Annotated in this window: 8 protein-coding genes; 1 reads left to right on the top strand and 7 read right to left on the bottom strand. The window is 45.5% G+C overall.

Annotated features, from left to right (window positions below; translation table 11 throughout):
* The first annotated feature begins 139 nt into the window (after nt 1-139).
* Nucleotides 140-1,408 carry an ammonium transporter gene (locus B3F51_RS02785; protein ID WP_286945345.1) on the top strand — a complete coding sequence of 423 codons (1,269 nt, stop codon included), beginning with the start codon at nt 140-142 and terminating at the stop codon, nt 1,406-1,408.
* Nucleotides 1,409-1,591: 183 nt separating this feature from the next.
* On the opposite strand, the gene B3F51_RS02780 is transcribed toward B3F51_RS02785, so the two are convergent.
* The 7 genes from B3F51_RS02780 to B3F51_RS02750 form a co-directional block, all read right to left on the bottom strand.
* The gene (locus B3F51_RS02780; protein ID WP_148636817.1) at nt 1,592-2,029 is read right to left on the bottom strand and encodes a flavodoxin domain-containing protein; all 438 of its coding nucleotides are present in this window, start codon (nt 2,027-2,029) and stop codon (nt 1,592-1,594) included.
* Between the two features lie 61 nt (nt 2,030-2,090).
* A complete protein-coding gene (locus tag B3F51_RS02775; protein ID WP_148636819.1) occupies nt 2,091-3,215 on the bottom strand; it encodes a GTPase in 1,125 nt (374 codons plus the stop codon).
* Entirely contained in the window at nt 3,208-4,377 is a 1,170-nt protein-coding gene (locus B3F51_RS02770; RefSeq protein ID WP_148636821.1) for a YcjF family protein, read from the bottom strand. The genes B3F51_RS02775 and B3F51_RS02770 overlap by 8 nt, the downstream gene beginning before the upstream one ends.
* A gap of 346 nt (nt 4,378-4,723) precedes the next feature.
* Nucleotides 4,724-5,998 carry a TIGR02679 domain-containing protein gene (locus B3F51_RS02765; protein WP_286945342.1) on the bottom strand — a complete coding sequence of 425 codons (1,275 nt, stop codon included), beginning with the start codon at nt 5,996-5,998 and terminating at the stop codon, nt 4,724-4,726.
* Nucleotides 5,985-10,073 carry a TIGR02680 family protein gene (locus B3F51_RS02760; RefSeq protein ID WP_286945341.1) on the bottom strand — a complete coding sequence of 1,363 codons (4,089 nt, stop codon included), beginning with the start codon at nt 10,071-10,073 and terminating at the stop codon, nt 5,985-5,987. Before B3F51_RS02760 ends, B3F51_RS02765 begins: the two co-directional genes overlap by 14 nt.
* Before the next feature lies 1 nt (nt 10,074).
* Nucleotides 10,075-11,220: a TIGR02678 family protein gene (locus B3F51_RS02755; RefSeq protein ID WP_286945339.1), complete on the bottom strand. Its 1,146-nt coding sequence runs from the start codon at nt 11,218-11,220 to the stop codon at nt 10,075-10,077.
* Nucleotides 11,221-11,223: 3 nt separating this feature from the next.
* Nucleotides 11,224-12,726, bottom strand: a complete 1,503-nt coding sequence (locus B3F51_RS02750) for a TIGR02677 family protein (RefSeq protein ID WP_148636829.1) — start codon at nt 12,724-12,726, stop codon at nt 11,224-11,226.
* Between the last annotated feature and the right edge of the window lie 15 nt (nt 12,727-12,741).

Below are 12,741 nucleotides of genomic sequence, written 5' to 3'. Positions count from 1 at the left end.
CGAAACAAAACTATCAAAGGAGATAGGTTTTAATGAACTATTAAAGCTGTCTTCTTTTTTTATACCGCATTAGATTATTTTGCTTCCATTTGCATGATTATATTTGTGTTTTTCAATTCAAGTAAGAGAGGTTATTATTATGGAATTATTAGCATTACAACAATACATCGATATTGTCTGGGTGTTTTTGGCAGCAGTCCTGGTCTTCTTTATGCAGGCAGGCTTTGCCATGGTCGAAACCGGCTTTACCCGGGCTAAAAATGCCGGGAACATCATCATGAAGAACTTTGTCGATTTTATGATCGGCTCCATCTTATTTTTCTGTTTTGGTTTTGCTTTTATGTTTGGTCCGGACGTCGGTGGACTCATCGGCATGGGTGGTTTCTTCAACCCCGAAAATCTGACCAATGTTTCGGCTTTTGAGGCGGTTACTCCAGAACTGTTTATCTTTTTCCAGACGGTCTTTTGTGCCACTGCCGCCACCATTGTATCCGGGGCAGTCGCCGGACGAACGAAATTCTCGGTTTACTGTATAATCTCCGCTTTTGTCAGCCTGATTATTTATCCGGTCGTTGGTCACTGGGCCTGGGGCGGCGGATTCCTCAGCTCCATGGGATTTGTTGACTTCGCCGGTTCAACCGTTGTTCACTCGGTAGGTGGCTGGACGGCGCTGATGGGTGCCATCATTGTCGGGCCCCGAATTGGTAAATATAACAAAGACGGCAAAGCCAATGCCATACCCGGTCACAGTTTAACCCTGGGTGCCCTGGGCGTCTTTATTCTCTGGTTTGCCTGGTTTGGATTTAACTGTGGTAGCACCCTGGCAGTCAACCTGGATATTGGCCATATCGCCATGACCACCAATCTGGCCGCTGCTGCCGGTGGAATCACTGTTATGGCACTAACCTGGGCCCGTTATAAAAAACCGGATATCTCCATGACCCTTAATGGTGTGCTGGGTGGTCTGGTTGCCATTACCGCCGGTTGTCTGGTTGTAACCCTCTGGGGCGCGATTGTCATTGGCGTCATCGCCGGTGTGATTATCACCTTTGGGATTCCGTTCATTGATCAGAAGCTTAAAATCGATGATCCGGTTGGGGCTGTTGGCGTTCACTGTATGAACGGTGTAGCCGGTACCTTGCTGGTTGGTTTATTTGCCAACTACCTGCCAGGCACAGAAGATGCCATTCTGGGATTATTATATGGCGGTGGAATCGATCTGTTAACTGTTCAGGCTATCGGTGTCGTGTCGGTTGCTGCCTGGACCTTAGGAACTTCCTTCCTGCTGTTCTATGGCCTTAAGAAAACAGTTGGCCTCCGGGTTGAAAAAGTGGTTGAAATTGAAGGCCTCGACGTTCACGAACACGGTATTGAAGCGTACTCTGACTTTGTCAGCCGGATGAACTAAGACTCCATTTCGCTCTTCATCCCACAAAATCACATCAATCACCCGGCAGATAATGGAACACCCCCCTTGTTCCATTATTTGACGGATCTGATTAAGTCTTATTAAAACCCCATGTTGTGACAAAAGCCCGAGAAGTAAAAACTTCCCGGGCTTTCTTTTTAACTCAATGTTTTGTATGTGCCTTTAAAATTCAGCAAAAGCCTTGCCAAACTCAACACAACGGCGGCGCCCGGCTTTATCGGGTTCTCCCAGGATGGTCAGACCATGATCAAATAGAAGGGCTCCCAAATCTTTCACCTGGTTCTCCCAGATCTGCATCCACTCCCCTTCACCCCATCCGTGAGAGCCAAACAGGGCAATCTTTTTTCCGTTTAAATGACCGGAAATCGCTTTAAAAAACGGCTCGAATTGACTTTTTTCCAGGGTTTCCCCCTCCATCGCCGGACACCCCAGGGCAATTTTATAATAGCTGTCAATCGTATTAATATCAAAGTCAACCACATTGACGAGAATTGCTTTTGCACCGGCTTCGTCAATACCATTGGAAATTTTTTCAGCCATGATCTCCGTGCTTTCTTTATAACTCCAATAGATCACGCCAATTTTATCTACCAGTTCCATTTCTGCTTCTCCTTCTTATGAAAATTTACGTTGCCTGATTATATACCCCAAAACCCGGCGATTATTCTTCACATTCCAATCCGGAATTAATTTTTTTTAATTCCTGCGCCAAGATCTCAACGCAGACTTGCAGATGGTCTTCCAACAAGGCCTTGTTGTGCCGCAACCCTTCCCGATAATAGGCCCGGGTTTTTTCCTGGATGGCAAATTTGCCCAGCAGTCCCACCACCGGGATAGCCAAAAACACCGCCCCGGCAATTGAGGTGCCAATTTTGTCGCTTTTTTTAATCTGAAAATGGGTAATCTGGGGCATGCGCTGTTGATCCGTCACTTCCACCAGGGCATTGCCGGAAAACTGGCGGCTGAAGACCGTATAGAATTCAAAGGCTTCATTAAAAAGCGCATCCGATTCCCGGCCAATCTCATCAAAAATATCCTGAGCATAGATATCGAAATATTCATTGCGGCTGACTTCTTTTTTTCCGGAGGTCGGGTTTAAAAAACTGACCTGCTGCTGGACCACTTCCTGACAATCTTTGAACCAATTATTTATTTTCTCCTGGCCGATGGCTGCCAATATCTGCGGCATTTTACCGGAAATGGAATCGAGCAGATTGACCTTGATCCGATGAATGATTTTTTCCTTGCCAAAGGTCTGAGTGGTCTTGCCGCTGAGCAGTATTTTGGCGTGGCTTGCGACCTCGATGATATCCCGGTTGTGCACTCCCGTTTTGGTTGTGATCGCTGTTCGCATCGCTGCAATAGCGGTTTCCACATTCATCACATCGCAATGAGTCAATACCACCAGCACCGGATTGCCATCCTTGCCCAGAGCCTTGATCATGTCCAGATCAAAATCTTCCACCCGGGCAGCTTTGGCCGACAAACAATAGATAATGGTGTGGAACCAGTCTTTAATCTCCCGGACATCATGCTGCTCCAGCACCTCCTGGATCAGAGCTTTCCAACTTTCCGATTTATCCGCTTCCAGGCCCCAGGAGTCATAAAGATGAAGAACCAGCTCGGGGCTCAACGGGATCGTTTCGGTAAAAATCCCCATCCCGGTGACCGGCCGACCAGCCCCTGTCTTCATCACTTCAGCGCCAAAAATATAATTGCACAGCGACGTTTTCCCGACCCCGGTTTTTCCTAAAATTAGCACATTAGTTTCGCAGCGTTTAGCCATGTCGGGAAACCTTGAACCATTCGTTCATTAAAGTCGCAATATTTTCGCCATTGAAATAATCGGCCCAGACAATTTCTTTGCCTTCTTCAAACACTGCGGTGGCACAGCGAAAGCAGATCTCCGAAATGGCATAACCCATGGCGGCGGTAAAGCTGGAGGCGACTACCGTGTTGACGGTGGTGCCGATGGCGGTTCCGACCCCGGGAATCAATTTAAAGAGATTGGTACTGAGAGTTTGGGCCAATAACCGGCCGGATTCCGAAACCACCACCGAGCCCACCAATGACGATAGATTTCCCAGCTTCTGATCCAGTCCATAGGTTTTCATGATGTGCAGCGACATCTTAATCTGGATCGGCACCAGCAGCGCCGCATCCGAAAAAGGGATTGGCGTTAAGGCGACCCCGGCTGCACCACTGGTATAGAGGGGAATAATCTTGTGATTGATCAGTCTTTTTTTAGCCGCCAGATTTCCTTTGAGGGCACTGATAAACCCTTCCCGCAAGGACTCATCGAGATGATCAATGGCCCAACCAATCAGTTCCTCCCATTGCAGATAATCCTGCAAGGCGGCAATCACGTCCGGATCAGCAGATGCACTGGCCCGAAAAAAATCCACCTGGCAATACTCTCTGATGGCCGCTTCCATCGCCGCAAGTTCCTCGGCATCAAGGCTGTCAATTTGAGTCAATACCACTGCCACCGGCAGCTTCTTAGCTTTAAGCATCTGGATTACATCGATATCCATATCCGTAACCCGTTTGTTTCCAGCCGAAATACAATACCAGACCTCGTGAATCCGGTTATTCAGTTCCTGACTGACACCTGCTTCTTTAGCTGAAGCAATGGCCGTATCGCCAAAGGCATTGACCCAGTCTTCCACATTGGCCTTGTATTGGGAAATTTTCTCGGTGCCGATTTCATAGCCTTCGGTGTCATAAAGGACCACCCCGGTATCCTCCCGTTGGTATCGGGTGATCCCCCGGGTGACTGGAACACCATGGCCGATTTGGGCCAGGTTCTCGCCAAAGACATAATTCACCACCGAACTTTTTCCGGCCCCGGTGGCGCCGCAGATGAGAATATTGGGTTTTTTGATCCCGGCGCTGATTTCACCCAGGGTTTTATTAAAATCAAAATCATCGGGTCGATAGTCTTTCATTGGCTCCCTCTTTCTTTGTTTCTGCCTGGTCGTTCATAACTAGGCGGCCAGTTTCTAAAATTATACCAGCACATTGTTAATTTCAATTTAATTAAATCTTCACCTAACTATCACAAAATAATCAAGACCCGACCACAGACTGGCGGTAAACTAAGACTGCACGATACACCGCTACCATCTTTTTGCCGGGTTTTCACCAAAGGATTATCCCTCAATAATCCTCTGGTTTAACATAGATTTTCTTTTCATGAACTCCTTTCTCACAAAAAAGAATCCTCTTTATTTAGAGGGTTCTTTTTTACTTGAAGCCGATTGATAAATTGACGCATTCATTCTTTTCGACACCTCAAAGTATTTCAATATCGTTGCGATATTGATCCACCAGCATTTCCTGATAACCACTGTAACCGGATTTTTTTATCACTTCAGCCAGCTTTTTTAATTCCGGTGATTCAATGCTGTCCAGCTTTTTCAAGCGGGCTGCCGAGATCATCTTTCTTGACTGGATCTTTTGATAAGCTTCCGGGGTAAAATGCCATAAGATTAATTGTGGACCGTATCTTTTTTTAAGCTTATCGGCAATAAGCAACCCTTCCGGGTCAAAATCACCACTGTAATAAATCTCACCGCCCCCTTGAACAATTTTATCCAGCAGCAATAAGGTAGCTACCTTGACGTTACCCGTCGAACAAATTAGCGAGCCGGGTCGATCTTCCAGAATCCCGGCAATTTCACTAAATACGGTCGGGTTTTCAAAAACAAAGATCCGCTTCTTGAAGCAGCTGACCCGGTCGATCTTGCTGATATTCCACAGCGAAATATGCAGTGGTTCACCAGCTTCAGCAAAACCCACCCAGCCCAAATGGATTTTATCCCCTACAAAAGCCCTTATTCCTCGACCAATGGTATAATTGGAAACCTCATCATAAATAAGACCGGCCCGGTATAAAAGTTCCATCTGGGCTTGCGCATTTTTGGGATAATCAAGTTGATAATAACTTGCTAAGGCGTAAAGCAGCAAGCGACCACTATCCCGATTCATATCAAAGGCATGAGGATCTTTGGTGATTTGCGAAGCAAAGAGGGCCAGCCGAATCTTTTCCGGTTCTACCACACACTGATTCAAGCCTTGGCCAACCTGTATCAGGAGTCTCTTTAAATGCTCCGGATCTTCGTTATACTTTAAATTAAGCAGTGCATAGGCATTATTTTTATTCGCCAAAACAGTTTCCAACCATAAGGCCGCCGGTGATTCATTAAAGGCTTCTATGATTTCCTGAAAAAAGCAGCTTCTTTCGTCAGCATATTGGCTTCTTAAATCTTTTTTCCAGCTCAGCTTTTCACCAAAATAGCAGGTCAGCACTTCTTCAAAATCTACCCCTTGATATTTTGTCTCTTCAAAAGCACTGATAAATTTTTCCACCGAAAAAGCAGCACTCTTCTGAAGATAATTCTTTTTAAACAGACTTCTCAGCACCTCCCGTTCGTCACTGGTTATTTTATCCAATCGGATGGTGCCGCCCAGATGACCAAGGGATTGGTATTTTTCACGGATCTGTTTCATAATTCGGTGATAACCGGGGTTGGCTTGCAAATAGGCGACAAACTCATGAAGCATCATCGATCACCAGTTTTCGCACCTTACCATTCCAGTGATAACGCAGCACGGTGACAAAATCGGCGTTATCCGGCCGGATCAACTCACTGATCGCCAGCGCATCAACGGTGTCATAATCGCCCCAGAGGATTTGGGAATTGATGATATAGCTGAGATCCAGTTCATTGAGGAGCCGGAACATATCCCGGATATTTTGCTCATCGACCCCGGCAAAGGCCTCATCAAGGGAAATAATCCGGGCACTTTCTTTGCTGGCGGCCTCATACCGGGCGTTAACCGCCGAAAATAAGGGCACATACATCGCCATTGCCTTTTCGCCACCGCTAAATTTAAAGAAGCCGTTATTGGTCAGTTCCTTACTGAGCTGCCCGGTTTTTTTAAAGAACAGTTTAAATTCAAACCATTTTCGATAGTCCAGAATATCCTTCATAATCGCATGGAAGGTCAGATTGACCTCCTTCTCTTCCAGGGCTCGTCGAGCCAGGGCAATTTTTGATCGGAAATGTTCAGAAAGGGCATTAAGATCTTCAGCCCTTAACAGATTGCCATCCATTTTCAGGAGGTTGACCAGCTTTTTGGTATCCAGCTGTTCTTCCGTTTCAGCTTTTTTACTGGACCATTTGAGGCTAAAACTGAGCCCCATCGAGGTGTCCATTTTTTCCATCAGCTGATTCATGTTATCGACCCATTTTTCACTGTGGAAAATCCGGGCACTGATTTTTTTGCTGATATTCTTAACCAGAATGTCTTCAAATAGTTCCCGGTCACTTTCTTTCAGAAGCTTTTCAGTTTCCTCCAGACTATCTTTCAAATATTCAGATAAATCATAGAAATTGACCACCATCCCGGCGACTTTCGCCGTGATGTTCAGCCGACTTCTGATCTCATGGGCTTTTTTTACCGCCTCCTCTTCTTCGTCATACCATTCTTTTTCAAAAATATATTGACTGTTCAGCGAATAATCCCGGAGGTATTGGCTATTGATATTTAAATTTTCCACGATTTTGCGAGTAGCCTGCTCTTTGCTTTGTTTGTCGGCAACCGGATTTTTATTAAGCATCTTCACGGCGATCCCAAACAGATCGCCTTCCGGCGATTTGACCACATAGCCCAGATCAAGCTCTTCTTTAAAGGCCGCTTCCATAATTAAGTCGATTTGCTCATGCTGTCTAAGTACCTGCTCCAGATCGCAAAGCTCCCTGGTCATATGCTTAACGCCCATTTTTTCTCTTTCCAGCTGGATAGCGGCGTCTTCTTTTTCGATTGGGAGTTCCTTTAATGCTGTCAGACATTGTTCAAGTTCGGACTTAATGGCCTCATAATCGGTGAGTTTTAATTGCTCATTAAGATTCGTCAGCATCATTTCCATGGTAGCCCGCCGAGTGTTGATGCCATTGATCTCATACAGCACATCATCAATTTCCTGCAAAACTTCCTGATACCGATTTTCTGCCACCCTTAAGCTGTCGAGACTATAATTTAATTGCAGCTTTTGCTTTTCCAGACCATGAAGCTCATCACGATAGGCCAAAGCCGAAGCTTCGGCTTCGCCATAGGCTTCCAGATTCAAAGGCAGGGTGATTCTACGGGTGATCTCGAAAACCTCTTGCTTTATTTTTTTCACCGCATCAAACAAGATTTTTTCTTCAGCGGTCTTCTTTTCCGCTGTTTTTAAAGCCATCTCGTAGTCAAAAACAGCCTGTTTAACCACCTTAGCCGCCGTAACCAGATCCTCCGGATGGAGACCTTCGGAAAACTCCCGCTTCAAGGTTTCAATTTCCTGATTAATTTTAGCCAGCGCTTCACTGCTTGCTGCCAGACGAACCATAATGGCTGCCAATTCCGCTTCCAGCGTCTTCTGAATTTCTTCACGATACTTTTTTCTAGCCGAGGAACCAATGAATTTGGGTGTTTCCAGACCACTGGCCCTTCCTCTTAAAATTCCCAAACGATAATGACCCTTTTCATCTAAGTGGGTATGATGGTTTTCATCAATGAGAATACTGGTCAATACGTTTGCCACCTCTTCCGGCGCAATCTCGGTAAGTGACGGCTCCACCTTCAGATATTGATTGATGCTGTGTACCATAAACTGGGGGGCTGGATAAAGGTACTTATCCCCGGTCAGCTCCGGTATTGATGCCAGTTTTTCGCGATAAGCCGTGGGGATGATCAGAGCATCCAGGATTCCCATATCGGCTAAAGCTTCTTCAATGGCCGCCTGGGTCGAACTGTCCACCCCTTTCACATAATCCAGCGCCTTGTACAACGGCAGATGAGGAATCCCCAACTCCACCAGTTTTTTTCGGTTGTTCTTTACTTTTTCTGTGCGGAAGGGTTCCGGGTCTTTCATCTTTTTCCAGACATCAATTTCGGCTTCTTTCTCGGTTTTTTGCTGGTCTATTTTTGCCCATTCGGATTGTTCCTGGTAGAGCTGATTCCGTTTTACCTGTTCTAGACCAATCAGCTCTTTTTGAAAAATCTGGGCGATGTCGTTAAAATTGCTTTCCGGGCCAAATTGCCGAATTTCCCGGGAGAGCTGCGTTAAACCATCGGCTGAAATAATATATTCCTGATTATTCTGATTGTATTGATACAGCTTTTCCAGACATTCATCCTGAATTTCTGTTAACTGGCGGTTCGCCTGTTCCAGCAGGCGTTCTTTCGCACCCAATTCTTTTTTGAGTTCATCCAGCTCCATCAACAGTTTGTCATACACTTCCGACATCTGTTTTTCCTTTTCCAGCGCTTTAACCGCCCGACTGATGGTCTGGGTATGATTTTTCAAGGTGGTCGTAACATAGTCGAAATCAAAAGGCTCGGTGATATCTTTTTTGACTTCGTCCCGCATGAAATCATGTTCATCAAAGGCAAAGGCTTCTGCCAAACCATCCATCTCTGCCAGCTGATTGATGATGCTGCTTTCTCCGGCTTCAATTTCCTGTCGGCAACTGGCTACCTGATTGTCCAGATCCCGCTCCTGCTGCCTTTTTGTTTCGTGTTGCTTATCCTTTTCAGACCGCTGTATGACCAGTTCCTCGACTTCTTTTTCAGTTTGAATGATCTTTTCCCGGATTTTCACGCTGTCATGGTTTTCTAGTTCCAGCTTTTTTTCCTGCTGGGTCTGAAGCAAAATTTTCAGACTGCTGATTTTTTCTTGCAGACTGGTAATTGCTTTTCCCGCCTGATTGATCTCTCGGGTTTTTTTAAGTTTTAGATTCTTTTCCTGTTCCAAACGAAGGTGCTGGTCATGAAACTGTCTGGCCTTATCCAGCACAATAAAATGATTATAGCGGTCAAAGGCCTGGCGGATCCGATCGGCGGCGCTCTTGCATTCCTTTAAAACTTCCAGACGACTTTTGATGTTATCCATGTTTTCAATGGCCTCGGACATTGGTCGGAGATCGTCCTCTGACAGCGGCTGTAGTGAATTTTCCATGATCTCATAGATCACTGTTGGTTTGAAGTCCTTGGATAGCTTGGGACTGCGGAGCTGAACCAGTAATTTTACCAGCTCATCATATTCGTCCAGATCATCAAATCCAAAAACCAGATCGTTCACCAGCTTCATATAGTTTTTTTGACCCTCCACCACCTGGCCACCGGCTCCGATCCGGTTTTCCAGCTCTTTCATGGTCAGCGGTATCTTCTCACCCATTTGTTTATATAAAAAGAAATCTTCACCAATCCGACGGCCATCAGTAATGGAAAAACCCCAGGATTTTAGGGGCTTTCCCCGGTTTGCCTTAAACCCCATTCCAATCGTGACAGTATTGTTGGAGTGCTTCTTTTTAAATTCCATAAAAAGATAGCCGATGGATTCATCCTTTCCATTTTCATCATCCCCCAGAATGTAGTTCTCAATTTTTCGAGCCTTTGAACCAAAGGGATCCAGCCGCTCCGGACTTTTATTACCATCCAGCAGCAGCGGAATAAAGCTCTGCATTGTCACTGATTTTCCCGAGCCATTAGAGCCCCGCAATAGTAGCCGCCCCTGGGGAAAATCAAAGGTTTCTTCATCATAATACCAGAAGTTAACCAAACCAGCCCGGTTCATTACCCATCGATTGTCCTGCATCTTAATTCTCCCCACTTCCTTTTGTCACCGCTTCTGGATAACTCCCCATGAGTTTTCCCGCCAGCGGCAGGATCTCGATTTCCCGGCCGTCATAAAGCTGCCGTAACATTTTGAATTCTTCCAGATAGGCCACCAGTTTTTCAGCCAGTCCGACTGGTGACATTTCCCGGAATTCCTTGCTCCAATTGTTTCCCGTTTTTTCTTTTAACACCGCTACCTGCTCATCAAAGGCCACCCGGGACAGCGTTATACCGCCAGCCGGATTGATCTGCAGCTTTTTTTCGGAAAGCGACTCCCGAATCTGAGCGACTAACAGCAGGGTGATATCGCAAATCGCTTTAGTATTCGGAAAGCCATCCTGGATATTTTTTTCGGCCGGTACCACCAGCATGGCGCCGTTCTTATGGACATGGAGAGAATATTCCAGATATTTTGAAAAATCCGCTTCCATCAGACCCCGTTGTTTTTTAATATAGTCATAATCCACATCCTCCGTCCCCTGGGAGTAAACCACCGGTTCCATCAACAGCTTGCGGTAAACCCGCTGCCGTCGGATGACACCCCGATCGGCATTCAGATCCCCCCATTCGGCATTTTCCATATCCAGATAATTGGCAAAATCCATAATATCTGCAGTAAAATGACGGACAAAATACCGGGATAAACCAGTGCTTTCATATAAAACCTCGGCATCGTCATGATAAGCAAATTTCTGATCATCACCATCATTGACCTTCATCAATCCCAGGGTCTGGGCAAAACGTAATACCTTGATAAAATGCTTGCGGTGACTGTACTGGGTCCAGTCGATTTTCTCTTTTCCGATATTATTTCCGGCGATGAATTCGGTAATTTCTGAGAGGACAAACTGTTCATCCCGGGAACGGTCTTCCAGAAACATCAAAAGCAGACATAACAGCACATATTCCATAGGATGGCTGAATTCCTGAATGCCCATAAAACTCTCGGCGGAACCGGGGATTTTTTCCAGCTTGATCAAATACTGATTGATGATAATTCCATAGCCCAGTTTCTCATTGAGAAAGCTTTTAAATTCGGGAATGCTGTCCTTCACCCGATAAAACACATCCTTATCATCATCTTTTACCACCCAGTAGTGATCCAGCAGTAGTTCCAGCTCTTTCATCTATCAAACCTCTTCTTTACTATCCAAAAAACGGATTATATAGGCTGGCATTTCCAAATTGCCATCCTCACACCGCAAAACACAGCGTTGATTTCGCTCAATTGGCAGTTCCACCTGATAAAACCGACCATCCTCGGTTTTGCCTTTTTTATCGGCTCCGGAAATTCCCTTGCTCAGCCATTTCAACAGCGTCGTTCGGACGTGCTGTTCAATCACCGGCAGCGTCGCAAAGTCGATGCAATGGTCGATCACATAATTTCCCATGGTCTTTTCCTCGATCTGTCGTTCCAATTGGATCCGCTTCATCATCGCTTCTTTTTTGTCTTTATTGCTGCAAATGGGCCTTCGCTCAGCTTTCTCCTGATACCCCCGAACCCGGGGCTTTAACATCGTGGTTCCGGGTGTTTCTTCAAAGACATGACTGTTGATGCTCTCAGTCTCCCTGAAATGGTCAGACTTGATGTGCTTCATATTAAAAATGCCAAAGGCTAAGCTGGATAACTTATGGGCTTCTTTGATATCCCGACACTGATCAAATAGTTCTGCCAGTTTACGGTATTCTTCCTTGCGGTTAATGGCACTGTTTCGGCTTTCCGAAATTTGGGCGGCATAGCGGGTGATCTTTCTGATAATATCATTGGTGATATCCATCAGTTTGGCCGCCTCACTCTCATTGCCCTTCGATCCCAAAAACCAGGCATTGAGGCTGTCCCAACGTCCATAAATATTCTCTTTAATTCCCACTTCGTCAAGCTCGGCATCAATTCTGGGAATTGACACCTCATAGGCGATGGCTTTTTCAAGCACCGCATCAATATCTTCTAACGCCAGGTTCTTTAAGATGTGCTCAATGGCGTTGGCATGGTTTTGCAAACCTTTGACAAAATCCCGCAGATATTCGATAAATTTATCCTTAAATATCATAAACTCCCGGGTTTTCATCATTTCCTCAGCTTTGATGGAATAGAGATCGCGGATATAATCCTGATAGTTCTGGTTGAGTCGTTTAAAATCACTGTTGAGACTGCTCCACCAGCTCCCCACTTCCTTTTCACCCTGTTTTGCCATCTGGGACAGTTTTTTGAGCTCTTCCCGGAGCCGTTCCAGCAGGGTCGGTTCCAGCGATGCGGTTTCTACAAAGAGATTTTCCAGCCGAATTGTCAGTCGTTCAATTTCCACACTGTATTCGGAAAGCTGATAGCGAAACTGCTTATTCTTGAATTCCTCCACGGTGGAAACCTTGGCAGTATCCTGAATCGCTGATAGGTTTTTCCATAACAGCAAAGCATCCAGATCCTGCTTACACATTTCCATAGTATATTCTTTAAATTCCTCGTTTTCCTTCAAAGCCTCATAAACGTCTTCCTTATATAACCAATACTTCATTTTTTCGTATTGGATGTAAAAATAGCGCAGAATACTGCGATATCGCCAGGCGTTTTCCACGGTCAGATACCGCATCTCATCAATTTGTCTGGTTAATTTTCCGGTTACTTCAAACTTCATCAATTGTACCTATTC

Source organism: Acetobacterium sp. UBA5834 (genome assembly GCF_002435675.1).
Lineage (GTDB): Bacteria > Bacillota > Clostridia > Eubacteriales > Eubacteriaceae > Acetobacterium > Acetobacterium wieringae.
Note: the sequence above shows the minus strand (reverse complement) of the source record. Positions and strands in the feature narration are given on the sequence as shown.

Bases quoted from the DNA above. Each gene is read 5' to 3' on its own strand.
- B3F51_RS02785 (WP_286945345.1), top strand. From the start codon at position 140: ATGGAATTATTAGCATTACAACAATACATCGATATTGTCTGGGTGTTT.
- B3F51_RS02780 (WP_148636817.1), bottom strand. From the start codon at position 2,029: ATGGAACTGGTAGATAAAATTGGCGTGATCTATTGGAGTTATAAAGAA.
- B3F51_RS02775 (WP_148636819.1), bottom strand. From the start codon at position 3,215: ATGGCTAAACGCTGCGAAACTAATGTGCTAATTTTAGGAAAAACCGGG.
- B3F51_RS02770 (WP_148636821.1), bottom strand. From the start codon at position 4,377: ATGAAAGACTATCGACCCGATGATTTTGATTTTAATAAAACCCTGGGT.
- B3F51_RS02765 (WP_286945342.1), bottom strand. From the start codon at position 5,998: ATGATGCTTCATGAGTTTGTCGCCTATTTGCAAGCCAACCCCGGTTAT.
- B3F51_RS02760 (WP_286945341.1), bottom strand. From the start codon at position 10,073: ATGCAGGACAATCGATGGGTAATGAACCGGGCTGGTTTGGTTAACTTC.
- B3F51_RS02755 (WP_286945339.1), bottom strand. From the start codon at position 11,220: ATGAAAGAGCTGGAACTACTGCTGGATCACTACTGGGTGGTAAAAGAT.
- B3F51_RS02750 (WP_148636829.1), bottom strand. From the start codon at position 12,726: ATGAAGTTTGAAGTAACCGGAAAATTAACCAGACAAATTGATGAGATG.